Genomic DNA, 25233 nt, shown 5'->3' on the forward strand with positions numbered 1-25233 from the left:
TGACGGTGTCATGGCGTGGGTCGTCCGAGAAGAAGCGTCGCGTCCGCAATCCGCAACAGCCCTGAATGTCGAGGTGTGAGCCGTGAACTCCGTTGACCGTCATCAACTCGTGGGGCAGTTACTCACCACCCTGGCCGGGGGCCTGTCACCGTTTGTCGCGCACGTCCTCAACCGCCTCCTCCCGCCCGATACCGACTGGGCCGATCTGCTGCGGGCCAAGGATGCCTCGAACGGCCGCCGCGGTGGCGAATACCAGAGCAGCGATGTCGCGTTGATGCTGCGGGCGATGACCGAGCGCCTCGGCGACCTCGGATACCCCTTCAATCGCGCCATGCCTCGGCAAGCCGAGATCTACGCCAAAGAGCTTCGGGAGGTCCGCAATAAGTGGGCTCATACGGGTGAATTCAATGACGCCGAAACGTACCGGGCGATCGACTCGGGTGAGTTGCTGCTGCGGGCCATCGGCGCCACCGATGTGGCTGCGCGAATGCAAGGCCTCAAAGGCGCAGTCGCGCCGGCCGCCGCGGCGCCGAAGCACGCGGCACCCGCAACTGCCCTAGAACCTGCCCGACCGACAGCAGTTGGCTCTCCGCGCATCGACATCTCGGCGATTGCCGACCTCAGCTACGCCATGGCGCACTGCCGGATCCCGGTGATCGACCGAATAACCGTCGACAACACCGGAGGTGACCGTCAAGGCGCGGTCATCGAGATCGATGTCGTCAGCGCAGATGGCTCCCACGGCGGACCCACCGAGATCCACCTCGACCTGCTGGCGCACCAGCCGACCGTGCTCAGTGCCGTCGACCTGAAACTCGATCCCGAATCGATGCTGCGGGTCGATGAACAACGCCCCGGCGACATCCGCGTCGTGCTCCGCGACAGCACCGGGGCGATCCTTGCCTACGCCGCGAAGGAGGTCGGCATCCTGGCCGCCAACCAGTGGAAGGCCACCCCGCCACAACTCGCCATGGAAGTCCTGGCTGCCCACATCCAGCCCAATGCGGCGGTCATCGCCGAACTCATGATCGACATTTCCGACCGGCTGAACACTGCCACCGGCAACTCATCCATCGATGGCTATCAGAGTGAGAACCCCGAACGCGTCGACGCTATTGCTCGCGCTGCCTTCGATGCCATGAAAGCGCGCGACATTCGATATGCGGAACCGCCAGCCAGTTGGGGAGACGTCGGCCAGAAGGTTCGCACGCCCGCCGAAGTGCTCGAAGGTCGGCTGGGCACCTGCTTGGACACCACACTGGTGCTGGCTGCCGTACTCGAACAGTGCGGCGTGAACTCGACTGTTTGGCTCCTCCGCGGTCACGCCTTCCTCGGGTATTGGCGCATCGATGCCGGGCTTGCCAGTGTCTCCACCACGGAGCCGGTCGAGGTCGTCAACCAAGTCGACCTCGTCAACATCGGGCTCGTCGAGACCACCCTCGCAACACAGTCGGTACCGGACGCGACCTTCGATGACGCGCGACGTATTCCGCGCGTCAAGCATCTGTCCGATGACCTAAGCAACATCCTCGGCGTCACCGATGTGCGGCAGGCGCGGCGTGCGCGGATCTACCCGCTGCCTAGTCGCAGCGTCGACCGGGCCGGCAATAGCGTTGTAACAGAGTACAAGCCGGATTCAAGTCCGGTGTTCGTGCCATATACGCCTAGCGCGAATAAACCAGCCGCACAGTTGGAATCGGTTCCGCCGCGCATCGGGCAGTGGAAGAACGCGCTGCTGGACCTCAGCCTGCGGAACAAGCTCATCAACTACACCGACCGCGCCGGATACCGACTCGAAGTTCCTGCGCCCGCACTCAGTCGCTTCGAGGACGACATCAACGCTGGCGCACCCGTCAACCTGTTGGGTTCAGACGAGGTGCATAGCGTCGAGGTGGCCCGCGGCATTCGCTTCGGCCGTGACCTACCCGAGCGCGAACGTGAGACCCTGCTCGCCGACAAACGCAGCGCCTACATCGACGTTACGGAAGCGTCCTACAAGACGAAGCTGAGATATCTCGCCAACAAGGCGAAGACGATCCGCGAAGAGACCGGCGCCAACAACCTCTACCTCGCATTCGGCATGCTGGCCTGGCAGTACAACGACCGCCCCCTGCGGTCACCGCTCGTCCTGGTGCCGGTAACGCTGAGCACCACTAATCGTGGCGAGCGTTACGTCATCACTATCGACGAGGCTGGCGCGTCTACGCCCAACTACTGCCTGGTCGAAAAGCTGCGCACCGCAATCGGACTGGAAGTGGCCGCACTGAGCCGGCCGGACGAAGACGCCTCTGGTATCGACCTCACAGGCACCTTCGACGCCGTCCGCCAAGCGATCGCCGATGCCAAGCTGCCGTTCCGCGTCGAAGACACGGTGCACCTGTCGATCCTGCAGTTTGCCAAATTCCCGCTATGGAAGGACCTGGACGAGTCCTGGAAAGAGTTGTCGCGCAACACTTTGGTTCGCCATCTCATCGAGAGCCCGCAGAGCCCGTTCGTCGACCCGGTCATCGTGGTCGGAGACCGTGACCTCGACGCGCTCAGCACCGCTATGCCTGTATCCGCCGACGCCTCGCAGCTGCACGCTGTCGCCGACGCCGTCGACGGAAGGACCTTCGTTCTAGAGGGGCCACCGGGGACGGGTAAATCGCAGACCATCACCAACTTGCTGGCCCACGCCATGTCGTCCGGCCGTCGCGTCCTGTTCGTTGCAGAGAAGCGCGCTGCTTTGGACGTGGTGAAGAAGCGGCTGGAGAGCGTCGGCCTGGGTGAGCTGTCGCTGGACATCCACGACAAGTCGGCACGTCCGGCGGCGGTACGGGCGCAGATCAAGGATGCGCTGGAACTCCGGCTGAGCCACGACGCCGACCTGCTTCGCACTAGGCTGCAGGTCGCCGAGTCGAGCCGACATAGCCTGTCGCGGTATGCCGAGCGCCTGCATGAACGCAATGCTGTCGGCCAGTCGCTGTACACCGCACGCTCGTTCGAATTGGCCGCCGACCAGGAAGTCTTGCCGCTCGACGTGCCGAGAAATCTTGTCACAGATACCGATACGACGTTGTTCGACGAGGTGGCGCAGTCGCTCAGAACCCTGCCGGAGAAGTTCGACGATGCTCGACCTCGGACGGACCACCCATGGGCCTTCGTTGATTCGATTCCGCTTTCAGATCTCGATCCGGCAGCCATCCACACCGCCGCAAGCGTGTTGGACGGTTCGCTAGCCGAACTGCATGCAGGCGGTGTGACGCTGGACATGCTGAGCAAGTACGACTCCGCGGACGTCATCGATGCGTGGGCACGATTGACCAATGAGCCGCGTTATCCACTGGGTGCTGTCGACAACGTAAGTACCCCGCAGTGGCAGAGCTATGTCGCCAACACCGAGCAGTTGCTCGCGACTCTGCAGAATCCGCCGCAATGGTCCACCAGCGCGACGCCAGCAGCCATGGACCTGGACATTCCCGCCATCCACGCCGCGGCGGTGACTGCCGACGAGTCCGGTTTCTTCGGCCGCAAGAAGCGGCGCCGCGCCGTTCTCGCCCAACTCACCGATGTGCTGTCGGTTGATCCGGCGGCAATCAGTCTCAAAACACTGTCCGCGCTGACCGCGGATATGCTGGCCAGCCACGCTGCCGTTGTTGACCTGCGGCAGAGGGTGTCTACGTTGCCGGCGGGCATATTCGACCGTCCATGGAACCCGTTTATCCCTCAGGATGCCGCTCACCTCACGGCCACACTCGCTGGCATGCGTCGGGTTGGTGAGGTGCTGTCGAGGAACCCAACGGACCCACGTGTTGCGGATCTGCGAGCGTTCTACGCCGCCACCCAGACCGGCATCCACGCTGGCACGATCCACGCTTTGGCGACGGGGTGGCGTGAACTGTCGGCCACGACCGGAACCGCCTTGGCGCCACGAAGAGACAAATCCTTCGTCGCGCACTGGTGGGACGGCCGTGGCGCCCGGAGGCTGGAGTCACCTGCGACCATCGAGCGATGGGTGGCACTTCTCCAGCATGCCGAGCCCCTGCTGCGCGCGGGCATGAAGGATGCGCGAATCGCGATCCTTGCGGGCGAGATTGTGCCCGAGGACGCCAGTCTTGCGTTCGACCGCGGGGTGGCTGCTACGTCGATCGCCGAACGTCTGGACGCCAGCGGACTCGGTGAGTTCAATGTGACCGCCCACGACAAGGCCATTGAACGATTTACCACCAGCTCGTCGGCCATTCGCGACGAACTCCGCCGGTCGATACCGTTCCAGCTGCTCAGCAGTCGGACCTTCGATGCTTTTGCGGAGAGCGGCCAAATCGGGCTGCTGAAACGTCAACTTGACCGCAAACGCGGCGGTATGAGCGTGCGCAGTCTGATGGACAACTTCGGGGATCTGATCACGCAGATCCTGCCGTGTACGTTGATGAGCCCGGATTCGGTTGCCCGATTCTTCCCGGCGCAGGCTGACCTGTTCGACATCGTGGTGTTCGACGAGGCGTCGCAGATCCGGGTCGCTGATGCCATCGGTGCGATGGGTCGTGCCAAATCCGTTGTGGTGGTTGGTGACAGCAAGCAGATGCCACCCACCAGCTTCGCTGATGCGAGCGCTTCGGTCGATGAAGGCGAAGAGGACGCCAACCCTCAGGTGGTCGCCGATGAGGAATCGATCCTCAATGAATGCGTGCAGTCACTAGTGCCCCAGCAGTGGCTGTCATGGCACTACCGCAGTCAGGACGAAGCGCTGATTGCGTTCAGCAACATCCACTACTACAACGGTCGCCTGGCGTCGTTCCCTGCGCCGCTGACTCCGGACTCCGGCCACGGCATCTCACTAATCCGGGTCGAAGGGCAGTTCGAGCGGTCGGGGCGTGGAAAGACGTTGCGCACCAACCGGGTAGAGGCTGATCGGATTGTGGCCGATATCCGACGCCGGTTCACACAGTCACCCGAGACCGCGCCGTCAATCGGTGTCATCACCTTCAACGCGCAGCAGCGTGATCTCATCGAGAATCTGCTACGCGATGCGGGGGATGATCGCCTGTTGCAGGCGCTGGATGAACCCGACGGCCTGTTCGTCAAGAACCTGGAGAATGTCCAGGGCGACGAACGGGACACCATTCTGTTCTCGGTGGCGTTCAGCAAGAAGGAAAACGGAGTGATGCCACTTAACTTCGGGCCACTGTCCAGGCCGGGTGGGGAGCGGCGACTCAACGTCGCCATCACCCGTGCGCGGCGGGAAGTGGTGCTTTACGCCAGCTTCGACCCTGCGGACCTTCGAGCTGAGGAGACCACGCAGGTGGGCACCAAGCATCTGCGGGCTTACCTCGACATGGCGCAACGCGGCGTGGAAACCATCACATCGGGCGGCCGTCGAAATGCGGTCATCGACCGGCATCGGGACGACATCGCCGCTGCGCTCCGTGACTGCGGCTTCGTCGTGAGTTCAGACGTAGGTTTGTCCGACTTTCGCGTCGATCTGGTGATCGCTGACGCTGACGAGCCCGACCAGCCCTTGGTAGCAGTGCTTCTCGATGGACTCGAATGGTACGAGCGTCGAACGGTGTCTGATCGTGACGGCCTGCCGGTGGAGGTGTTGTCACGTGTGTTGCATTGGCCCGGCGTGGAACGTGTTTGGTTGCCGGAGTGGCTGAATCAACGAGAGGCGACCGTGACGCGGTTGCGTGAAGCGGTGACGGTGGCCAAGCTACGGCGCTTGGAGCCTTCGGTCGAGGTGATGCCGGCCGCGCCCATCGAGCAGCCCACTCACACGACTGAAGGGGACTTCACGTTCAGGTCGGCGCCCTCAACGGTTATGCCGCCCCAGCCAGTCGTCGTTCGACGCCACGCCAATGTGACGGATTTCAGCGCATGGATGCCAATCGTCGTCGGCGATATCAGCGTATTGGACGCGATCGGAAGTGCCTACAACAAATCGCAAGTGCTCAAGATCGTCGAGTCGATCATGCAATCCGAGGCGCCGATTCAGTGTGATCGATTGGCCAAGCTCGTAGCAAGCGCGTTCAGCCTCGGAAAGGTCAACGAGGCACGTCGAGGCGCGATTCAACGAATCGTGCCTGTCGAATACATGCGGAGTGACGACCGAGATTTCTACTGGCCCAGAGGAACACACCCGGCTACTTGGCGGATGGTCCGAGCCTCGAAGAAGGGTGAGGGTCGGCCGATCGCGGAGGTGAGCCTGGTCGAAATCGGAAACGCCATGGCCATCGTGACCGAGCAGTCCGGCGGCATCGCGACCGATGATCTGAAGCGCGACGCTCTCGCCATATTCGGCGGGGTGCGCATCACTCGGGATGTCGGAGCTCGACTTGATGAAGCGTTGGACCGTGCGTTGGCGAGCGGCAACCTCAGAAGGCTTCCGTCGGGTGTCGTGGTCACTGGGTCTGCATGAGCCCCAGAGAGTTCGGCGATGGACTTTATGATCAGGTCTCGGAGGTAGTCGGTCCGGGCACAGTGATTCTGACGCTGAGTGCCAAGAAGCTCAACAGGATCGTCGTCCTGGATCGTGAAGGTGTCCTGGTGGAAACCGAACGGTCGATGAGCCTCGGCACTGGCCCTCAGCGGGTACCGGCCTGGATGATCGCCGCCGCATGGGACAGGCTGCGCGACAAGGGAGAGCTGAGTCAGCAGGAGCTGCTGAACGAGTTGAATGTCAAGCGCTCGGCGTTCGTGTGCGCTCTGATCGCAAAGTCCAGATGTGAAGATTCGGTCGACTCGAGTACCTGGAGTCGCATGAACATAATCCGCGTAGAACTTGCTCCAGAGTTCAAAGGAGAAGACGTGGTGTTGCTGGCCATGGATGGCGCTGGGGTGACCACATTCATCACCGCGCTCAGAGACGCCGAACGGCGAGGGTCATCTGAACTGGAGCATGACGGGGTGACCCACCACTTCGTCATACAAGCGGGCGCAGCCGATATCGAACTCGGCGAACATCGCGTGGTGTGGCGGACCAAGCCAAGGCGGTTGAAATCGTTGAGGACTTGACGGTGATGAGTAGCAACGAGGGACCAGGCCACGATTACGTCGACATAGCGACGCCGACCAACACGCTCGTTCTCTCGCGCGACGAGTACGTGCGCGCACTCGCCCCGCCATGAGGGCCGCAGAACCGAGACTCGATGTGGTCGACGCGCTGAGATCGAGCTACGAACCGGAGGTGCTAAGCACGCCAAGTACTGGGTCTTCGATGATGCGGTCGAGCCGAGGTTCGGCATCCGGCACCATGGTGACGTGCCATTGTCCGAAACGACGCTCCTCATGGCAGCTGGTGATCTGGTCTACGCGCGGGGCGAAGACTACGTTCGGTACGTCCGAGGGCTCCGCATCACTGACGTCAAGGCCTACGCATCGGTCCAGGCCAAGAAGGTCTACCAAGTCGAGCTCGACTGGTCCGGCCGAATCCCCGACGGGTCCTGCACCTGCCCACACCATGCCGACGGCAACTTCTGCAAGCATCTGGTCGCGACCGGGCTCGCCGCGATCGACACCGGTCGGGTCGCGGTCGACGACACGGCCAGCAGTACGGCCGACGCATCGCTGCAAGCGGCGGTGCAGGCGATGGACGTCGAAGAGCTGCGCGACCTGGTCATGACACTCGTACAGCGCGATGATGGCGTGCGTCGCCTGCTGGAGATTCGTGCCACGACGACGTCGGGTGATGACTCGCGAGCGAAAGCCGAGTTGGAAGCCCATGTACGAAACACGTTGGAGTTTCGTGGCTTCATCGACTACCGGCGTTCCTTTGAGGTCGCGGAAGTGGCCAGTGAAGTGCTCGACGAACTCGAGGACCACGTCAACAGTGGTGCCGCCGAAGTCGCGCGATCGGCATCGCTGCTTGCCCTGACCCGGCTGCGCAAGATCCTTGAGCAGGTTGACGACTCCTCGGGCTCGATCGGCGGTGAATGCCAGCGAGCCGCCGACCTCTACGCGCGGGCCTGCCGGCTGAGCGAGCCCGACCCCGTCAAACTCGCGACGTGGCTGGTGAAGTTCCGGGCTGAGTCGCCAGGGTGGCCGCACCTGGTCTTGGCCGACTTCGTGGACGCGTTCGACGAGAACGCACTCGGGACCTACCGCCGGGCGGTGGCGGCGCTGGACCGCAAGCTCGCAGATCGTAATCAGGTTGGACGCTTCGAGGTCGACGCCATGCTGCTGGAGCTCGCCGATCACGACGGCGACGTCGACCGGGCCGTCCACTTGCTTGCTGAGCGGGACCACCCGCAGTACGGCGCGATCGTCGACCGGCTGCGGGCAGCCGGCCGCACCCAGGACGCGGTGGCGTGGATCGATCGCGCAGTTGCCGAAGGGCGATTCTCGAGCCACGTTGGCGGCAACGCCTATTGGCTGAGCCCGGACGATGTTGCGCGGACCTACCAGGGACTCGGTCGGATCGACGATGCGATCGCCGTCCTCCGCGCGGACTTCGTCCGACAGCCGTCGGTCGGCGCCTATCGCGTCCTCGTCGATTTCGCGACCGGCGTCGACCGCGTCGATACCGAACGCGCCTGGGCGTTGGACCACGCGCGACAACTGGCATCTGACCGCTTCGCCGCCGGTGCGGTCTTGGTCCAGCTCTCGCTGAGCGACGGGGATGTCGATGCCGCGTGGCAGGCCGCCGATCGCTACGGCCCCGGCTGGGCGTGGCGGGAATTGGCCGACCGTGGGGCGGAGGCTCGGCCCGTCGACGCTGCAGACCTGTACCGGCCGGAGCTCGAGAAGGATCTGCGGTACCCCAACTCCAAGCTCTATCCGGACATCGCGGCGAGACTGTCGACGATGGCCAAACTCTATGAACGAGGCGGTCGCAGCGCCGATTTCGCGTCGTTCATCGCGCAGATCCGCCTGGACTACGGTCGGCGTCCTTCGCTGATGAAGGCGCTGGACGCCAAGAAGCTCTAAATCGTGTCGGCAGCGATGTCACTGCCCGTGAGTAGCGTCCGCGACATGAGCAACCAACGACGGGCCCGCAGGGCCAAACAGGTCCGACGTGGCCAGCGGCGGGCCAGCAAGCGCAACGGCGAAAGTTCCGCCGACTGGACATTCAGGGACGCACTACGCGGTGCCGTGACAGGGCATCCGCTGAGCATGCTCAGCATGGCCAGCATGGTGATCCACGTGGCGAAACCCGAGCCGCGGATATCGCTGACGTCCGGCCAGCCCGACACCAGCCATCTGGATCGGGTCCTTACCGGCTTGATCGGTGTGCAAAACCGGGAGACGACGGCGCTTCTGGCGGTCATCGCCGAACTTCTCATCGACGACGCCGCGCCAGCGCTCCGATGCCGACAGGAGGTGGCTGAACGAGGCGAGCCTCTGCCGCGATGGATCTCCGCTTTGCCGCGGGTCGACGTGTACCGCGCCGTACGCAGAACCAATCTCTTCGGGGACGTAGACGAACTCGTGATCGGTATGCGACTCGACAGCGGCCATGAGCTAACCGTCGTGGTCGAGATCGATCACAACCTGTGGTCGAGCGTTGTTGACGCAGGCGCGGTGCCGGAGCCGATCGATGGGACCCTCGCACGCGTAGCCGAAACGAGCACCGATACGAACGTTTTCGAGATGAGTCTGGCTGACGCGCGGGCGTGGATCGAGGATGCGCTCGACAAGCCGACCCTCCCACCCGCGACCGATACCTGGCCGCTCTACAGGGCATTGGTTCAGTGGCTGCTGGGTCGGCTACCCGAAGGCGGTGAACGCCGGTCACCTGCTGGCGATTGGGAGGCGAACGACGAGCTCTGCGACGAGTTCTTCGCGACCAGTTCCGCAGGACCGTTCACCGACCATAGCCATCGGGAACTGCTGCTGGAGCTGTTCGAGACGGGGACGGGCGACCCGTTGCGGTGGAGCTCGGCGCGTGTCGAGCAAGCGGTCGGCGGCGCGGCGTACAACGAGGACGGAATTCCGTTGGAGGTCGCGCTGGACGCTCCCGATCTGCTACGCGCGTTCATTCCATACGCTCACGCGCAGAGCGGGATTCGAGACGAATTGACCGCACCGACACTTGCCATGGTCGACGCGCTGAGGTCGAGCTACTAGCGCGATGTCTTGAGGCGAGCCAGGTACTGGGATCTCGACGACGCGATCTAGTGATATCGCTTCGCGATCCGGCCACCACGCCGCATCGCGTGCATCGCGACCCTCTACGGCCTCGGGCAGGTCGGGTGCCAGCGGGACGTGCAGCGACCGACACCACCTGAAGACTGGCGGCGATCCGTGGGTCGCGGTAAGTATCGAGCTGCTCGACGTGCACGCCAGCGGCATCGGCGTCGACGCCGGTCTTCTCGGACAACTCTCGCCGCGCTGCGGCCTAGTCAGTCACGTGTCGCCTCGAAGCCCGGGCCGTGCAAGGGCTCACCGAATCGAGCGCGATGCGCCAGCAGGGGATCGATCGTGCGGATGGCGATGTCCAATCGCTCCTGCGGCGATCCGGTCAACAGCACCCACGAATGTCCCGCAGCGGTAAGGGCTTCGGCGAACCAGCCGGTCATCGATGCCCGGATCGTCAGATCGCCTTCCCGCATCCCGTCGTCGTGCCACGGCACCCTTCGATGAAAATCACCGGGGGTGCCTAATGACGAGATTCCGTCAGCTCGGAGGGAGCAACGTCGTCTTCGGTAGCCCGCAGACATTCACCTTCGCGCTGGCCCACACCTTGGTCGCCTGCTCGGGGGTGAGCGTCACGCCATTGGGTGCGACGTCACCCGGCAGGTTCGCGATCACCTCCTTGTCGCTCATACCCATTTTCGGGAGGAGCTGACAAGCCGACATTGCCCACGACTCGAGCGTCAGGTGCGCATCCTGCGGGATCCCGGCCGCGGTCAGGTCCGTGTCGAAGGCCTTGCTGATCATGGTTGGTGCCGGTGACGGCGTGTGAGTCGCGGGAGCCTCGCCCCCACCGTTGGTCGTCGAGCAAGCAACCGAAGCGACGAGCAGCGCCGCAACAAACACCGAATGCAAGGTGCGCATAGTTGCCATCGAACCACTCCAGTTCTGCTGGCTGACCCAGGCCCTGCGGCTGCTTCAAAGCCGTACCGATTGCCGCCCGATCCTACGTCGGCCCGATGTTAGCCTCGTTAAGTACCAATCTGCAGTTTGGCCGATGGCGAACCAGCTGCAGGCACATGTCCTTGGGGGAGTGGCTCGATGCTGGTAGATCCGGAAATCCTGCGTAGCTTCGCCGCCCAGGTAGATGCCGCATGGGTGTCGATCCGTACAGCGGACATCGGACACAAGACGGAGACGGCCGCCGACGGACTGGCAGGGTCGACGACCCAATGGGCGGTGCGCCTAGTAGGTGCACATCTCGCCCAAACCACCGAGAAGCTGGCCAAGAGCCTCACCGACATGGGCGTGGCCGTCCGCGGTGCAGGCGACCGATTCGAGGTCGTCGATGAAGCGTTGGCCGGCACGTTCGACGGACTGTTCTAACGGTGCTGCCCTCTCGCCCTCGACTTCAAGGCTGGGATCCGGGATCACTGACGACGTCGGCATCGACGATCTCGACGAGCGCCGGGGCGATTTCCAATGCGGTGAACGGGGTCGGCTCGACGATCGAGCACATGCCGGAGGCGGGCGCGTGGGAAGGCAAGTCGCATTCAGCAGCCACCGCGATGTTCGGCCGCGCGAACCGCGAGACGTTGAAGTTCTCGGAGTACGCCAACGATGTCGCGACCGCACTTCGAAACGGCAGTGGACCCCTTGGCAACGCACGTACGGCACTCCTGAACAAGGCCGACCAGATCGACCAGGGCGAGTTGCACGTCACGGACAACTGGGTCGTCCTGATCAAACCCGTGCGAATGTCCGCCGAGAAGGCCGCCGCCCTGCTGAGTCAAGCACGCTCGGAGCAGGCCGCCGTGAACCAGATGTTGCTTGCGGTCGGAGACGCCGACGAGGACACCGCGAACGCGGTGACGAAAGCGGGTGCGGATCACGGCTTTTCGTTGCCCAATCCCAACGATCCCAGTTCCGTTCTCGTTCCTGGCCAGAAACGTCCCGGTGACGACGTACCCAACCCGCGCACACTCCTCGGCATGCATCAACAGGACGTCATACGCGGCGAGGACATGGCCACGGCAGTCCGCGACAGCAGCGAGAAAGACACCAGCGACGGACAGCACGTCACCACGCTGATGATGCAAGACGGAAGCAAGCACAAGATCACCAGATGGGGCGGGCCCGAAGTCGACAACGTCGCCGACGACTACTACGACCCGAGCGGCAAGTGGGTCGTCGGTTCTCATTCGTGGAACGACCCCTTCACTGGCGTGAAGTCGACATCCATCGAGTGGGCGGATCACACCGTCTTCACCACCACGGTCACAGCGGACGGCAAACGCACCGCGGGCATCATCATGCCGGATGGTCGGCAAGGCACCATTCCTGCAGACAGCCCGTTCTTCTCGCATCCGGTGCTCAGTTCGATCGGTGGGGCCCTCACTGCTCTTGACGTCCACGCATCCCAGGGCGGTGGCATCCCGATGCTCACCTCTTCGTCGGTGGAGAACGTCGGCAAGGCGGCTCGCTATGCCGGCCCAGTCCTCGGAATCGCAACCTCGGCATACGACGTGATGAGTGCCGCGAATTTCCACGAGGCTTGCGTGGCTGGGATTTCGGGCGCCTTGGGTTTCTATGGCGGAGATCTGAGTGGAACTGGAGCGGCTGCCGGTTCGACGGCGCTTGGGGTGCCGGAGCTAGCTCCTTTTGCGGCGGGGACGGCGTCGGTGTTCGGAGGATGGTTGTTCGGGTGGGCGGGCACTCAGCTCGGCGAAGTGATCTGTCCGTAATGAAATACGTCGGGTTTGTGCTCTTCTCCGTGTTCGGAGCGTTCTGCGCCTACTGGGGGGTGGTGTTCCTCAGCCGCGGTGAGTTCATGACTGCTTTGGCAGTCCTCGCGGTCGGCGTCAGCTGGTTCGGGCTAGTGGCGATCGGTATCAGGACATCTCGCCGAACGGTAACTGCAAGAACTGAATTCGATGCTGTGGGCACGACTATCCGCCCTGATCGTGTCGTCGACCTGCTGAGCAGATCGGTCCTCGCATCCGGTACCGCCGCCGCGACGTTGTTCGCAGTTCTCGCTCCCGTAGGCCTGTTGGCCATACCCATTCCTCGCGTTCAGCGCTACGCTTTGCCGGTCGGTGCGGCTATCGTGGCGTTGATAGGCGCAACGATGTTGTGGCGCACAATCCGTCAAGGCTCTCTGAGCTATATGCGCTTGACCACTTCAGGTTTCGAGTTCGGCGGCGGCCTCTCCGCCATGCGAGGCGATTGGTCGGCGGTGAAGGCGGTCACCGACACCCGGCCCGGCGCACGCAACCTGACGGCCAGCGCGATCATCGTCAAGTTGTCCGATCGCAAAGTCTGCACAGTGGCTTCAACAGGGTCATACACGGCTGACGAGAACGCGCTCCGCGATATGGTCGCGTTCTACTGGCGACATCCTGAAGCGAGGTCGGAGCTTACGGATGGCGCGGCGTCGGCCCGGTTGAGCCCCAGCGGATTTCGCGGCAGCTGACAGAGGTGCAGAGTCGAGCTGGCGACGGGCCATGGCGGAAGGGGAGTTGCTTGTCCATCCAGAAGCTTCCCGAGCCCGCCAACTGGCAAGCGAGCCGGCGCCTTCTCGTGTGGATAACCGTGGGTGTGCTCGCGTTCACCTCGTTCGGGGTGTACTGGTCCGTGGTCGCGACGATTCGGGGCCACTATCTGACGCCGACCGCACTGTTTGGGATATCCGTGTTTCCGCTGATCGCGACGGCAGCGCTACTACTGGTGTCGTTGGGTCGGACCTCGTTGCGCGCTGAAACCGATTCGGACGGCACTGTTTTGCGTCCTGACCGGCTGTTCAGCACGCTGATGATCGTCGGATTCGCGTGCGTTGTTCCCAGTGGGTTGGTGTTCATCTTCAACGCCCCGACAGGCAGACTCGACATCCTGATGTCACGCGGATATCAGATCTTCTCACCGACGGTGATGGCGTTAGCGGTCGTGGCCGCCGTCCTCGGACTCGTCAGCGCGATGCGGCGTGGAGGAATCGGATACCTCAAGGTGACGCCGGTGGGAATCGACGTCGCCAACATGGTCTCTACCAAGTCCGTCGATTGGGACGACGTCGTCGACATCAAGGACGACACGGACACGAAGCGTCGGACTCGTAGGGCGATCGTCTTCTGTTTGAAGACGGTGGCGAGGAGATCGTGGACGGGGCCGACTTCTACGTGCCGCGCGGGGCCGCGCTGTACTGGATGGTGCGGCACTATTGGCGCCACACCGATGATGGGTCCGAACTTACCGACGGTCGGGCGATGGAGCGGCTCCGTGACGAGTCGTTCGCCCTCGACTAGTCGCCGGTGAGGTTCGCGTGCCTGACCCAGCGTTCGTCCAATCGCAAAGCCGCTAGAACCGCCTAGTCACACAGGTCGCACTGCCCGCTCAACGGAAGTTGACTGAAGTGCACCGGGCAGAGGATGACCGGCTTCTCCACCGGCGGCTCGGTCCTGATGCGCTTCGCCGAAACCGCGCGCGTCGTGGTGGGTTGGCCTCCATCAGCCGGCATGTCGGCGCCATGGAAGCGGTAGCACTCGAGCCTGGACTCGGCGGCGTGGGGCTGAAGATCCTTTGGCTTTGGCTGGCCCGCGATCTTCAACGCATATGCGTAACCCGCGCCGACCTTTTCGTCACCGCTCGAGACGCAAAGCGACGTCAGCAGTGGACCGCCTTCAGTGGCGTTCCGGTCGGCAACCGCGACCAGGACCTTGCCGATCCAGTTCCGTTGATGCGCGCCGTACAGGATGCCCGACTCGTCCAAGACGCGGCGCGCAAGCTCGGAGTAGGTGAGGTAGTCGTTGTAACGCGTCGCCGTCTTGACGAGGACTCCGTGGGCGACTCGGGCCCACTCGGCCTGCGCCTCCGCGAAGGAAATCGGTGCTCCGTCGGACGCTCGCCATGGTCCTGGAACCTTTGGCTCGTCGGCTGGCAGCTCGGGGCTGTCCTCGATCAGATCGTCCGACTCAACGGTCGGCGCTGCTTCTTGCTCGTCGATGGTCACCCCTGACGATAGACACGTAGCGTCGCTGTGACCAATTTTGTGCTCTTCGCTGGGCCCGGGCGCATGGAACATAGGCGTCCTTCGGTGCCGAGCGCCGAGTTCGGCCAACGATTGACGTACGGCAACTCGCGACGTCCGTAGTTGATTCCTGCATGCTGTAAAGCCTCGTGCCAGCCACGTCGGGACGCGAGAGGCTACCGCCCCATTCGGCGTGCTGGGCAAACTCGTAGCCATCCACCAGTGAGATTCATGGGATGACGGACTGGAATCACCAATCTGGCACAGCAACATTCAGGCTATGTATAAAGTGGCCAAATCGTGTGCATTTACTGGGGAGTAAATAAATTTCGCAAACTCCCCGCAGCAGGCGTGGCCATCGCGCCCATCGCTTCCGTGGGTGCGCCCCGTCCAGGCAGCAATCATCACCGTTTCCGATGCGGTGAACATGCGCCCGACCAGTTGGTGAGGCTCAACGACGCCGCGTCCACACGTGGCGACCTCACCCCGCGCTTTCAACCCCTGGAAGACAACCCGCCCATGAAAGGAAACACCTTGTTGATTCGTGCTGCTCTCGTCGGACTCGCCATCGCTGGAATCGGGGCGTTGGCACCGCCCGTCATCGCCAACGCCGTCCCGTATTCCAACTGTTCACAGGCCAAGGCCAACGGCGACTGCGACATTCCCTCGGACTCGCCGTACTACCAAGCCAAGCTTGACCGCGACCAGGACGGCATCGGGTGCGAGTGTTGACACCGAACCATTCCTGCGGTCGATGGAGCTGCCCGAGCCGAGCGTTGCGCGAGCGCAGTTCGTCCGGGTGATGCGGGTTCGGACGCAGCCGCGGTACGTCACCTCACATGCGCGCCGGAGCCGTGCATTCAAGCAACTCGTCGAGTGCAACATTGAAGCCGTCGACCAGTCTCCACAGGTCGGGGATCAGGTCCGGGCAGGAGACGACGCCGACGTTCAGCTTTCCGTTCACCGACATCGCCGTGACGTTCAGCCCGCAGCCGTGGAACAGCGGGCCGAGCGGATACATTGCCTCGACCTCGCAGCCCAAGAAGTAGAGCTGAGCTTGCGGACCCGCCACATTCGAAATGATGAGGTTGTGGACGGGGTGTGCGATGAGCGGTGAGTCGGCGACAACCCGAAAGACGGCGCCGAACACCGCTCGGGCGGCGAGTTGTGCCCAGTCCTGCAACAGCGTGGGATTGATGGCCGAACTGTGGTTCTTGGCGGCGGCGTCCGCCAGCGCGATCGCCCGCAGTCGTTCCGCTGGGTCACCAATGTGCGTCTGAAGTTTGCAGAACATTCCCGACAACTGGTTGTGGCCCGGACGGTCGGATTTGTCGTGTACCGACACCGGCACCATCGCCACCAGCGACCGGGCGGGCAGCTCGTCGTGATCGCCCAAGAACCACCGCAGCGCCGCCGCGCACAGGGCCATCACCACGTCGTTGACCGTGACGTCGAAGCGGTCCTTGACCTTCTTGATGTCGTCGAGGTCCAGCTGGGCCAGCGCGACGTTGCGGTCGGCGGTGACCGATGCGTTGAACCGGGTTGGCGGGCCGGCGAACGGCGCGGCCATGGTCAGGCCGGTGCGCGCACGGCTCAGCGTTTTGACGATCGTCGCGACGGTCGACGGCATCACATTGGCCAGCTGCCACGGACGGGAGGCGAACCTCACCAGGCCACCCGCCGCGATCTGGAGCGGGCCGGCCGTCCCGGGGCCCTCCACCGGTTCCGGCGGCGGCATGTCGGGTTCGGCAGTGCACAGCTGCGACAGCAGGCTGGCGCCGGTCACCCCATCCACCACGGCGTGATGGACCTTGGTCATCACTGCCAACACGCCACCCGCGCGGGGGTCGGTGTCGGCAATTCCTTCGATTACCCACATCTCCCACAGCGGCTTGTCGCGATCGAGCGGCGTGGAAGCGATGTGTCCGCATACCTCCACCAATTCCCGGCGCCCTCCCGGCGACGGCAGGTCGATGTGGAGCAGATGACGATCGAGGTCGAACGCATCGTCATCGACCCACACCGGATAATCCAGATTGAGCTGGCTGTCGGCCAGCTTTGCCCGGAACTCGGGTACGGCCGCGATCCTTAAGGCCAACGCGCCGCGAAGTCGATCAAAGGTGTAGCCACCGGGCACCGTTGAGGTGTCTAGCTCGAGGATCGAGCACACGTGCAGGGGCTGGGTGGGGCTCTCGATGTAGAGGAAACTCGCGTCCAGCCCGCTGAGCCGCTCCATATGCCGATGCTAGGCGCAATGACCACGTATCGAAACCAATTGCGGCGAACCGCAACAAGTTCCGCAGATATTCGCTCCGCGCGTCATCGAGCCCGCGTACGCCACTGACCTCCCATTGCTGGGCCGCCGGTGGCAGCACACCCCCTAGGTCACGGCTACGGAGTCGAGAGGCTGACGACTTCGGCGTCGCACCATGACTCTTGAGGTCGGAATCGCTTGTCCAACTGTGGCTTTGGAGGCGTTGAACCAGCTGAGCGGCCGCTGCGTCCGCCGCTTCGCGCCTCAACCCCCGACGACTGCCGGCGGAGCGCGGTCGGCGCGGTCGAGGCCGCGACAACACGACCTCGACCTCGCGCGTCATCGGCCGCTTACCAGCGCCAGCCCCGGAATCCACGTCCGTAATCACCGCGGAAGCCGTGCCCGTAATCACCGCGGAAGCCGCCGCCGTAACCACCGCGGAAGCCGTGACCGTAGCCACCGCCGTGACCGCCCCCGTACCAACCGCCGCCGCCCCAACCGGCCGCCTGCACGGTGGGGGCCGGAGCGATCGTCGCCAGCTGAGCGGGAGCGGGAGCGGGAGCGGCCGCGGCTATCGGTGCGGCGCCGATCGCGACCGCGGCAGCCGCCGCCGCCAGCATCGGTGTGATGGTCTTCAATCCGATTCGCATAGTGGAGTTTCCTTCGCTTGTCTATGTACTTGCCCCTCCAGAGTCGCTCGCAATCGGCCCGGCGGCGTTACCGCTGGTACCCATTTGGGGCCCCTGCTAGGTGGTAGGAAATCTGGGAGCGATCGACGACCGCAACGTTGAAAGTGATGGCGCCTGAGGGCCTTTGGTGTCTCTGCTGTGATCCGGGTGCCAACACGCTGACAGCCGCACTGGCAGGTCGGTCAAGACGGCACTCGACCAACCGACCCTGGGGTTGAGCGCGGGACGTGGACTACTCGTGCCCCATCCGAGCCGCTCGCTCCCGCAGGGACGCGGTGCTGCGACGACGACTCCGGACAGGGTTGGCCCGCATTGCGAGTGCCTGCGCGGAGCGCGATCCGTTCGTTCGCACCGTCGTAATCCAGCCCACTTTGCGGTCGCTATCGGAGGCAGTTCTGGTGGAGCGCAGCCCCGCGCGGCGGCGTCACAACAACAACGCCACGACCAGCACCAGCAGCACGACCGCCACCACCGCCGCACCCACCACCCACACCACAACGAACGACGGACGCTCCGGGCCGTGCGGGCGGAGAAGGCACTCGGAGGGATGGGAGCAATCGCAACGACCACACACAGGCTGGGACACGGCCGGCATCGGGCCGACAGACTCCAGAGGCGCCGGGAGATCCTCGGGAACATCCGGCTCACTCATGGCGTCCATTCTCCCATTCGAAGGCGACACCCAGCCGAGGAACGGGAGGTCGTCGGCGAGCACGGCGACATCTCACCCGAAGGTCCATGACGTGATGACGTCGTCATCGCCTCGGCAGACCCGCCCGCTCCCGCAACACGCGATGCTGCGTCGACGACTCCGGACAGGGTTCACTCGCCTTGCGAGTGCCCGCGCGTAGCTCGGCGATCCGTTTGATCGCACCGTCGTAGTCCATCCCAGCGTCGGATCAGCAGACACCCGACCACGGTGCCCGTGCGGCCCTTGCCGCCCCAACAATGTACGTAAACGGTTCTCCCGGAGTCCATTTCGCCGTGGATACACGCGATGATCCGGTCGTATCCTTCCTGATCGAGGACACCCATGTCGGGAATGGGATGCGCGAAGTGACGAATCGGGCGCAGCACCTTCTGCGCTGCGACGTTCAACGCCTCCGCATACGAGTCGAGGCGATCCTCCGGCGTCGTCAGGTCGACGATCGACTCGACGCCCGCCTCGACGAGCAGACGAATCTTCTCCGCCGTCGTCCCGGGCGAGAGGGAGGCCGGATCCTCACCCGCAAGCAACCGCCCCGGTTCCACCCACCACGCATGAAGAACGCCGTCGTGCGGCCACGCCGCGGCGCTACCCACCGAACCGTTCCTTAATCGCCCGGAACGACGGATGCACGCTGCCGAAGCTCACCAACCGAACGTCCAGCCCCGCATGCTCCACGATCCCCAGCGCCCGCACGATGGCATCGTCGATCCACGCGTCGGTGTTCCCGAACACGCCGCCGCCCACCCGCGTCAGCAGCACGACGTTCGACCCGCCGGCCACCGACTGCTCCACCGCCGACAGCAGCGTCGCCTCATAGCTGGCCTCCAGCACCAACCGCGCAATGGCCTCCCACGACGAGCGCGTCACCGCCGTACACGACGGGTAGCGCCGAGCAGAATGCTTGCGACACAAGGCGTCGCGCGCTCTCGCGTACATCCGTCACTTCGACGTCGCGGTGCACGCCGATCGCCAAACGGCCCCGCAGCTCGTCGCGATCCTCGTCGGTGCACCCCGCGAGCAGGCCGGCGATCGCGTCGAGCCCACTCTGCGTACACACTGCGTAGCCATTGCTCATCGTCCACAGGTCGACACCGGGCGGCCCAGCTTCGACGACAACGCCGCACCCATCGGGTTCACCGCATCGATCTGCCGCTCGCGCGTCTGCCCGCTCTCGCCGTCGACAGGTGCGAAGTAGTTGCGATAGATCGTCGCCCCCGTGCGCACTGGTCAGCGCTCGGGCATCGACGCCCGCCGCGACGAGCCTGGGCGCGGGTTGCCTTCACTGTCATGGGCTTCTCGCCCAACCGCCGGAGGTACTCGCCTCCTTCGCCTTTGCCGTGATACCTACCGCTGATCGCGCTTCCGCCCCGTTGCCTGAGCACCTTTGGTGTCTATGGCTGTGAGGTGGTGTCAACGCACTGAAGCCGCACCCCGCGGGTCGGTCAAGACAGCACCCGCTCAACCGACCCGGGATAGGTTTAGACCCGTGGCGCGCTTTCGGGACCGGGTGGCGATCGTGACCGGCGCCGGAGCGCCGGGCGGCATCGGTGCGGCGGTGGCACGCGAGCTCGTCGCTGAGGGTGGCCGCGTGGTGCTTGGCGCCACCTCCGAGCGCGTGCATCAGCGGGTCGCAGAACTCGGCGACTCGGCAGTCGGGGTAATCGCCGACCTGACCGTCGACGGGGCGGCCGACGGTTTGGTGCGCGCGGCGCTGGACCGGTGGGGCCGTGTCGACGTGCTCGTCAACAACGCCGGCATGACGTCGGTGTCATCGGGTTGGGACGCCGACGACGATGTCGCGGAGATGTCGCTGGCAGAGTGGGATGCGGCGCTGGCCCGCAACCTCACGACGGCGTTTCTCATGTGCCGGTCGGTGGTGCCCGTGATGACAGCGGCCGGATACGGGCGAATCGTCTCAATCGGGTCGACCACGGGCACGGTGAACGCGATGCCGGGCCAGTCGACCTACACCGCCGCGAAAGCGGGCCTGGTGGGTTTGTCGCGGGCGCTGGCTTTAGAGGTCGTCGGAGACGGCGTCACCGTGAACGTCGTTGCGCCCGGCTACATCGCCACCGAGTCACAGTTGACGTTCGAAGCCGCCGCCGCGGCGGCGGGACCGATCGGGCGCAGTGGCACGCCGGCGGAGATCGCCGCGTGCGTGCTGTTTCTCGGCCACGAGTCGGCCTCGTTCGTCACCGGGACGGTGGTGGTGGCCGACGGCGGCCATGGTCTGCCGGAGACTTGGCCACGGCCCTGAGTTCACCACGCGACTCCCCGCAGCACTCGGGCGAGCGCTGGTCGGCACGACACGTTGGGTTGCCGCGGCTGCGCTAGCGGCCAGTGACCCGGGGTCCGGATGGTCTCCCCGCGTTTGACGGTGGCTTGCGGCCGGCCAGCCGTTCGGGCGGAATCGAAGACCTCTTGAACACGATGGGTTCTCTGCGGCTGAATTTGCGGTGCATGCCGCCTGACGCATTCATTACACGGAATTACGTATGTTTTGCTTCACTAAAGAGATTGCCACATTATTGACGCTCTCCTCGTTGCAGTTTGCGGTGGCAGTTGGTCGCAACCACACCGTGAAGACCCCTGGGACTGCGATACGCACTCTCCGCCGACCGAGCGGGCCGACGCCTACGATCCAGCGCATGAAACGTCAAGCATTCGGGTGAGTCTCAAAGACGCTTACCCGTGCGAAGCTCACTACAACGGTAAGTTACCGATGGATTCAGTGCCGATGACCGCAAACTCTTCACCTGCGCTCACAGCGCTTCAGCAGAAGTCGTTGTCTCTCAATCTGATTCGTTGTCGTGGCTGCGTCCAAGCCCGCCGCTCGACATCACCTTTGGTGCCGCGCCAACGGGAATGCATCCGCGCGTGCCGCCGCTCAGCGCGAGGGTGGGCTACCGGCCAGTGAGTGCTACAACCAGGGCATGTCCGATCAATCGGCGGCGGAACTAATGAACGGTGACGGCTCAATATGATGACAAGTTGTCCTAATAGGATGCCAGTGAGCGCCATTGCCGCGGTTATTGCAGCCAAAGTTCGATGACGTTGCGACGGCGGTAATCTGCGGCATCGCAACATGGGTTCTCGTCCGCCACGGAGGATTGCATCCCCGCCGCTGCGCGATTGGTCGTCGGCGATTCACACCTCATCCGTCTGCCAAAGCCTTGCGACACAACGCACTTCGTCCGACACTGCACCGACGAAGCGATTTCGCGATGTGCCGTGACCCGCGGCGGATGAGATGCGACACTGGTACGAGGTCGGGGATGCTGACGGGCAGTTGCAACGCCGGCGTGGGGGAGGCGCTATGGGTCGGGCGGATATGCATTTCGCAGCATGCGCGATCGCCGTTGCGTTGCTGGCAGGTGCCGGCGGCGCGGTAGCCGCCGCCGATACCGGCGACTCGGCAGTAAGCGAAAGCACCAACAACAGCGATTCAGCGAGCGGCACCGACCAGTCCGCCGACCGCACCGACGCCAGTACCTACGCCGGCGGTGCGAATGCCAACACTGCAGGGGATCAACCCGGCGACACTGCCCAAAACACGACCGGCGGTGCGGAAGGCGGCGAAAAGAAACCTGTCGATGACAATTCCGGCGCCGACAACGGTCCCGGCGGCAGGACCATCAACAGGGCGCCGACGCTGCTTCCCGAAGCTCCGCCTCCCGTCGACCTCGCCCCCCTCCCCGAAGAGGTGCCCCCGCCTCCCCTAGCGCCGGTGCTGCCCCCCATCGACCAACCCCCCGGCGAGCCCGATTGGCCTGAGCCGGTGGACGCGACGACGGTCGGAGCCGGTGCGGCCCTTCACGGCGGGAACGAACCGCCGGTACTGACCGTACCGGTCATCGTCGCGCCTGTGCCGGCTATGCCCGGCCCCCTCCTCGGCGCGTCGATCGCACCGCGCGCGACATTCGGTGGTCCGGCATTCACGTCATCGTCACGGTGGGCCGGTGAACCGGCGCCACCGATGCGTCAGCCATCGACGAGTGAGCCGCCACTGCATGAGCCGCCAACCACAAACGCCGGCCTGACCGCCCGCGGACAAACGTCCAAAGAGGCCGGCTACTCCAACGAGTACGTGCGCAGCCCTCGGTTGTCGGAGATGGCCGCAGGTGCGCTGCCGGGCGCCGCCGGCATGCTGATCATGACCGCTAGCGGCGTCTGCCTTGGATACCGCCAGGCGATGGCGGGTCAACTGCTGCGAACCCAAGGCGCCGACGACCGCTTCCTGGCCTAAGTCTTGGGGCCATCGCGCACCGCAACCGCGACTTGCTGCGCGACGCAAGCGGGCGAACTCCCGCACAAGGGAACCGATATTAAGGCGAGGGAATCTCCGCTTTTCGGAGAACGCCGACTATCACTCAGACTTCCCCTGATCTCAGACGTCGGAAACCTACGACTGTTCGAGGGCTCTCCGGACCTTGAGGTCCACGCGTCCGCTGCGCTGGAGACCGCACTGCTACTCGGACTCGTCGCCATCATCGCGGCACCGTTCTCGGTGATGCATGGCGCCGTCCAGGTTTTTTGTGCATGGTCAGGCGAGGTCGGGCGGAAGCACCCATGCCACAGAGAACCCGTCCCGATCGACCTTCGGTTCCAGCTTCACCAGGCCACCCATCTGGAAGCCGACCACCTGGGCCTGCTCGTCGCCTACGACCAGCAGCGAGGCAAGCCTGCCGAGGAAAGGCATGTGGCCGACGAGCGCAAGCGACTGGTGCTCGGTCTCCGTTCGAAGCCACTGCGCGACCGGTACCACCGGGTCATTCGGCGCAAGACCCGGTCGAGCCTCGACGCTCGGCTCCACGCCGATCTCCCTCACGAGCAGCTGCGCAGTCTGCTCTGCGCGCAGCTTTCCGCTGTGCAGGCAGCCGCTGATCCGAACGCCAGCAGCCCGGGCTCTCTTAGCGACACGCTGCACCGCCGCTCGACCGGCATCCGTGAGGGGTCGCTCGGGATCCTCTGTTTCGGTCGTCGCCTGACCGTGCTGCATCAAGTACAGGTCCATGTCGGTCACCTCCGATGGTTCCACCATCATCCCGCGGATGCTTAGACGTGAAGAGTGCGAAGCATCGGGCGTTGAGCACCGAAGACCGTGGTCTGCGAAACCCGCGACTTCGGCATCGGCCGGCGGTAGCGTCTTGAGAGTCTTTTCCGAGATACCCGTTGGGTGCTGCTCTCGGCAGCGGCCTCCTGGTCGCTCGGTATGCAGTGCACCCGATGGCCACCGCGCGTCAACTCCGCGCCGATGCACAAAGCGTCGTCTCCGCTGATCACAACATCCATCAGCTTCGTCCTGCCTCGCCGTTCCTCAGAACACGGGAGTCCCGGTTGTCCTGACCGCAAGAACCAATGTTGCAACAGCCGACGTGGCTGTCACGGACTCGACGACAGCCACACGGCTTTCGGCCGCGGCGCGAGCGTTCGCGGGCTGCCCGTGCGGCCGAGCATGATCGGGGCTCGGACGCTTCCTTGGGAGATGTCGCAGAGCGAACGCCCTTGCGGCCGACGACCAGTCGGCGTAAACGTCATTTCAGCGGCGTGTTGGTCTGCCGTGCTGTTATGGCGGCCGAGAACCAGGAGTGCCGAGAGGAGGTGCGCCATGGGTGACCGCGTCGAAGCGTCCGCCCTTGTTGTCGGCCACGACCCTGAGGTGCAGCACCGGCTCCAGCGCTGCGTTGCCGCGTTGCAGCGCATGGTCGACGGCGACTTCGCATACCTCATGGCGTCTGATGCGAAAGACGTTCTGGTGAGGCTGGTTTGGACAGAGCACGTGGTGGTTGAACTCGATGACCATCATGATTCGGACGTCATCAACGCCGGCCTGGCCGCTGACGCAGGCTATCGGGGGACCTTTGGCCAGGAGGCAGCGGGTCAGTCGCGCGACCGTAGGCGCCGCAGAAGGGCGACAGCTAGTACCGCCACCGCCACCGCCGCGACCACCGGGCCGATCCGCTGCAGGGCCGAGCCCCGCGCATAGCGCATCAGATCGAGCGGCTCAGCCTCCGGTGCCGACTCGCCGACGGACTCGGATTCTGGTTCCGCGACAGCACCCGGCACCGGCGCGGCGAGTTTGTCCGACAGGCACGCGGCGAACTGCTCGATGATCTTCCCGCCGACGTCGGCGATCATGCCGCGGCCGAACTGGGCGGGTTTGCCGGTGATGGACAGGTCCGTGGCCACGGTCCCCGTGGTGTGGTCGCCGTCCCCGATGAGCGTGATGGTGACGGTCGCGTTTACGGTGCCGTTGCCGCGCGTGTCCTTGGCGGCAGCCTTCAGCACCGCGCGCCGGGCCTGCTCGTCGTGTTCGGTGAACCTGCCGGTGCCCTTGTACAGCAGCACGATGGGACCGACCTTGACCTTCACGGTGCCGGTGAACGAGTCACCGTCGACCCCTGTGAGAGTGGCGCCGGGCACGCACGGTGCCACCCGTTCGGGATCGAGCAGTGCCTGCCACACCATGTCGATCGGGGCCGGCACGGAAAGTTGGTGTTCCAATTGCATGAGA

General features: G+C 64.4%; 23 protein-coding genes. 12 read left to right on the forward strand and 11 right to left on the reverse strand.

Annotation, left to right across the window (positions count from 1 at the left end; all coding sequences use genetic code 11):
* Positions 1–82: 82 nt before the first annotated feature.
* The 4 genes from HNP02_RS20125 to HNP02_RS20145 all read left to right on the forward strand — a co-directional run bounded on the left by HNP02_RS20125 (position 83) and on the right by HNP02_RS20145 (position 10041).
* Positions 83–6394, forward strand: a complete 6312-nt coding sequence (locus HNP02_RS20125; protein ID WP_184441812.1) for a DUF4011 domain-containing protein — start codon at positions 83–85, stop codon at positions 6392–6394.
* Positions 6391–6990 carry a hypothetical protein gene (locus tag HNP02_RS42875; RefSeq protein WP_255506731.1) on the forward strand — a complete coding sequence of 200 codons (600 nt, stop codon included), beginning with the start codon at positions 6391–6393 and terminating at the stop codon, positions 6988–6990. Before HNP02_RS20125 ends, HNP02_RS42875 begins: the two co-directional genes overlap by 4 nt.
* Positions 6991–7236: 246 nt before the next feature.
* Positions 7237–8901: an SWIM zinc finger domain-containing protein gene (locus HNP02_RS20140; RefSeq protein WP_184441816.1), complete on the forward strand. Its 1665-nt coding sequence runs from the start codon at positions 7237–7239 to the stop codon at positions 8899–8901.
* Between the two features lie 45 nt (positions 8902–8946).
* Positions 8947–10041: a hypothetical protein gene (locus HNP02_RS20145; RefSeq protein WP_184441818.1), complete on the forward strand. Its 1095-nt coding sequence runs from the start codon at positions 8947–8949 to the stop codon at positions 10039–10041.
* A 275-nt stretch (positions 10042–10316) separates the two neighbouring features.
* Here the strand turns inward: HNP02_RS20145 and HNP02_RS20150 are convergent, their stop codons facing one another.
* A complete protein-coding gene (locus HNP02_RS20150; protein WP_184441820.1) occupies positions 10317–10547 on the reverse strand; it encodes a hypothetical protein in 231 nt (76 codons plus the stop codon).
* A gap of 43 nt (positions 10548–10590) precedes the next feature.
* Positions 10591–10980 (reverse strand): hypothetical protein, encoded by a 390-nt coding sequence (locus tag HNP02_RS20155; protein ID WP_221317812.1) that lies wholly within the window; start codon positions 10978–10980, stop codon positions 10591–10593.
* Positions 10981–11148: 168 nt separating this feature from the next.
* Here HNP02_RS20155 and HNP02_RS20160 point away from each other — a divergent pair, with 168 nt between their 5' ends.
* Genes HNP02_RS20160 through HNP02_RS20175 form a run of 4 tightly spaced genes read left to right on the forward strand, consistent with a single transcriptional unit; the run spans position 11149 to position 14355 of the window.
* Positions 11149–11433, forward strand: coding sequence for a type VII secretion target (locus tag HNP02_RS20160; protein WP_184441824.1), 285 nt, complete (start codon positions 11149–11151; stop codon positions 11431–11433).
* A 2-nt stretch (positions 11434–11435) separates the two neighbouring features.
* On the forward strand, positions 11436–12791 hold the full coding sequence (locus tag HNP02_RS20165) for a WXG100 family type VII secretion target (RefSeq protein WP_309241638.1): 1356 nt from the start codon (positions 11436–11438) through the stop codon (positions 12789–12791).
* Positions 12791–13519 carry a hypothetical protein gene (locus HNP02_RS20170; RefSeq protein ID WP_184441826.1) on the forward strand — a complete coding sequence of 243 codons (729 nt, stop codon included), beginning with the start codon at positions 12791–12793 and terminating at the stop codon, positions 13517–13519. Before HNP02_RS20165 ends, HNP02_RS20170 begins: the two co-directional genes overlap by 1 nt.
* Before the next feature lie 50 nt (positions 13520–13569).
* On the forward strand, positions 13570–14355 hold the full coding sequence (locus tag HNP02_RS20175) for a hypothetical protein (protein ID WP_184441827.1): 786 nt from the start codon (positions 13570–13572) through the stop codon (positions 14353–14355).
* Positions 14356–14407: 52 nt separating this feature from the next.
* Here the strand turns inward: HNP02_RS20175 and HNP02_RS20180 are convergent, their stop codons facing one another.
* Positions 14408–15049, reverse strand: a complete 642-nt coding sequence (locus HNP02_RS20180) for a hypothetical protein (RefSeq protein WP_184441829.1) — start codon at positions 15047–15049, stop codon at positions 14408–14410.
* 552 nt (positions 15050–15601) lie between these two features.
* Between HNP02_RS20180 and HNP02_RS20185 the strand changes: the two genes are divergently transcribed.
* Positions 15602–15799 carry an excalibur calcium-binding domain-containing protein gene (locus HNP02_RS20185; protein ID WP_255506732.1) on the forward strand — a complete coding sequence of 66 codons (198 nt, stop codon included), beginning with the start codon at positions 15602–15604 and terminating at the stop codon, positions 15797–15799.
* Positions 15800–15902: 103 nt separating this feature from the next.
* On the opposite strand, the gene HNP02_RS20190 is transcribed toward HNP02_RS20185, so the two are convergent.
* The 5 genes from HNP02_RS20190 to HNP02_RS20210 form a co-directional block, all read right to left on the reverse strand.
* Complete coding sequence (locus HNP02_RS20190) at positions 15903–17303, reverse strand: wax ester/triacylglycerol synthase family O-acyltransferase (RefSeq protein ID WP_184441833.1); 1401 nt, start codon at positions 17301–17303, stop codon at positions 15903–15905.
* A 368-nt stretch (positions 17304–17671) separates the two neighbouring features.
* Positions 17672–17971 carry a hypothetical protein gene (locus HNP02_RS20195; RefSeq protein WP_184441835.1) on the reverse strand — a complete coding sequence of 100 codons (300 nt, stop codon included), beginning with the start codon at positions 17969–17971 and terminating at the stop codon, positions 17672–17674.
* Positions 17972–18434: 463 nt separating this feature from the next.
* Entirely contained in the window at positions 18435–18662 is a 228-nt protein-coding gene (locus tag HNP02_RS20200) for a hypothetical protein (RefSeq protein WP_184441837.1), read from the reverse strand.
* A 170-nt stretch (positions 18663–18832) separates the two neighbouring features.
* On the reverse strand, positions 18833–19312 hold the full coding sequence (locus HNP02_RS20205) for a tyrosine-protein phosphatase (protein WP_309241639.1): 480 nt from the start codon (positions 19310–19312) through the stop codon (positions 18833–18835).
* A complete protein-coding gene (locus HNP02_RS20210; protein WP_184441839.1) occupies positions 19305–19586 on the reverse strand; it encodes a hypothetical protein in 282 nt (93 codons plus the stop codon). Before HNP02_RS20210 ends, HNP02_RS20205 begins: the two co-directional genes overlap by 8 nt.
* A 34-nt stretch (positions 19587–19620) precedes the next feature.
* Between HNP02_RS20210 and HNP02_RS20215 the strand changes: the two genes are divergently transcribed.
* From HNP02_RS20215 to HNP02_RS20225, 3 genes are all read left to right on the forward strand, one after another.
* Entirely contained in the window at positions 19621–19914 is a 294-nt protein-coding gene (locus HNP02_RS20215; protein ID WP_184441841.1) for a hypothetical protein, read from the forward strand.
* Positions 19915–20205: 291 nt separating this feature from the next.
* Positions 20206–20976 carry an SDR family NAD(P)-dependent oxidoreductase gene (locus HNP02_RS20220; protein ID WP_221317813.1) on the forward strand — a complete coding sequence of 257 codons (771 nt, stop codon included), beginning with the start codon at positions 20206–20208 and terminating at the stop codon, positions 20974–20976.
* A gap of 1059 nt (positions 20977–22035) precedes the next feature.
* On the forward strand, positions 22036–22965 hold the full coding sequence (locus tag HNP02_RS20225) for a hypothetical protein (protein ID WP_184441845.1): 930 nt from the start codon (positions 22036–22038) through the stop codon (positions 22963–22965).
* Between the two features lie 297 nt (positions 22966–23262).
* Here HNP02_RS20225 and sixA read toward each other — a convergent pair whose 3' ends face one another.
* From sixA to HNP02_RS20240, 3 genes are all read right to left on the reverse strand, one after another.
* On the reverse strand, positions 23263–23763 hold the full coding sequence (sixA, locus tag HNP02_RS20230) for a phosphohistidine phosphatase SixA (protein ID WP_184441847.1): 501 nt from the start codon (positions 23761–23763) through the stop codon (positions 23263–23265).
* Positions 23764–24285: 522 nt separating this feature from the next.
* Positions 24286–24525 carry a hypothetical protein gene (locus HNP02_RS44080; protein ID WP_184441849.1) on the reverse strand — a complete coding sequence of 80 codons (240 nt, stop codon included), beginning with the start codon at positions 24523–24525 and terminating at the stop codon, positions 24286–24288.
* A 74-nt stretch (positions 24526–24599) separates the two neighbouring features.
* On the reverse strand, positions 24600–25229 hold the full coding sequence (locus HNP02_RS20240; protein ID WP_184441851.1) for an SRPBCC family protein: 630 nt from the start codon (positions 25227–25229) through the stop codon (positions 24600–24602).
* Positions 25230–25233: the final 4 nt, after the last annotated feature.

The sequence above is a fragment of the Mycobacterium sp. AZCC_0083 genome (genome assembly GCF_014202335.1).
Classification (GTDB): domain Bacteria; phylum Actinomycetota; class Actinomycetes; order Mycobacteriales; family Mycobacteriaceae; genus Mycobacterium.

What these genes read in the sequence shown, in the direction of transcription:
- HNP02_RS20145 (WP_184441818.1), top strand. Translation starts at nt 8,947, where the DNA reads ATGAGCAACCAACGACGGGCCCGCAGGGCCAAACAGGTCCGACGTGGC.
- sixA (WP_184441847.1), bottom strand. Translation starts at nt 23,763, where the DNA reads ATGATGGTGGAACCATCGGAGGTGACCGACATGGACCTGTACTTGATG.
- HNP02_RS20195 (WP_184441835.1), bottom strand. Translation starts at nt 17,971, where the DNA reads ATGCGAATCGGATTGAAGACCATCACACCGATGCTGGCGGCGGCGGCT.
- HNP02_RS20190 (WP_184441833.1), bottom strand. Translation starts at nt 17,303, where the DNA reads ATGGAGCGGCTCAGCGGGCTGGACGCGAGTTTCCTCTACATCGAGAGC.
- HNP02_RS20170 (WP_184441826.1), top strand. Translation starts at nt 12,791, where the DNA reads ATGAAATACGTCGGGTTTGTGCTCTTCTCCGTGTTCGGAGCGTTCTGC.
- HNP02_RS44080 (WP_184441849.1), bottom strand. Translation starts at nt 24,525, where the DNA reads ATGATGGTCATCGAGTTCAACCACCACGTGCTCTGTCCAAACCAGCCT.
- HNP02_RS20240 (WP_184441851.1), bottom strand. Translation starts at nt 25,229, where the DNA reads ATGCAATTGGAACACCAACTTTCCGTGCCGGCCCCGATCGACATGGTG.
- HNP02_RS20155 (WP_221317812.1), bottom strand. Translation starts at nt 10,980, where the DNA reads ATGGCAACTATGCGCACCTTGCATTCGGTGTTTGTTGCGGCGCTGCTC.
- HNP02_RS20225 (WP_184441845.1), top strand. Translation starts at nt 22,036, where the DNA reads ATGGGTCGGGCGGATATGCATTTCGCAGCATGCGCGATCGCCGTTGCG.
- HNP02_RS20160 (WP_184441824.1), top strand. Translation starts at nt 11,149, where the DNA reads ATGCTGGTAGATCCGGAAATCCTGCGTAGCTTCGCCGCCCAGGTAGAT.
- HNP02_RS42875 (WP_255506731.1), top strand. Translation starts at nt 6,391, where the DNA reads ATGAGCCCCAGAGAGTTCGGCGATGGACTTTATGATCAGGTCTCGGAG.
- HNP02_RS20200 (WP_184441837.1), bottom strand. Translation starts at nt 18,662, where the DNA reads ATGAGTGAGCCGGATGTTCCCGAGGATCTCCCGGCGCCTCTGGAGTCT.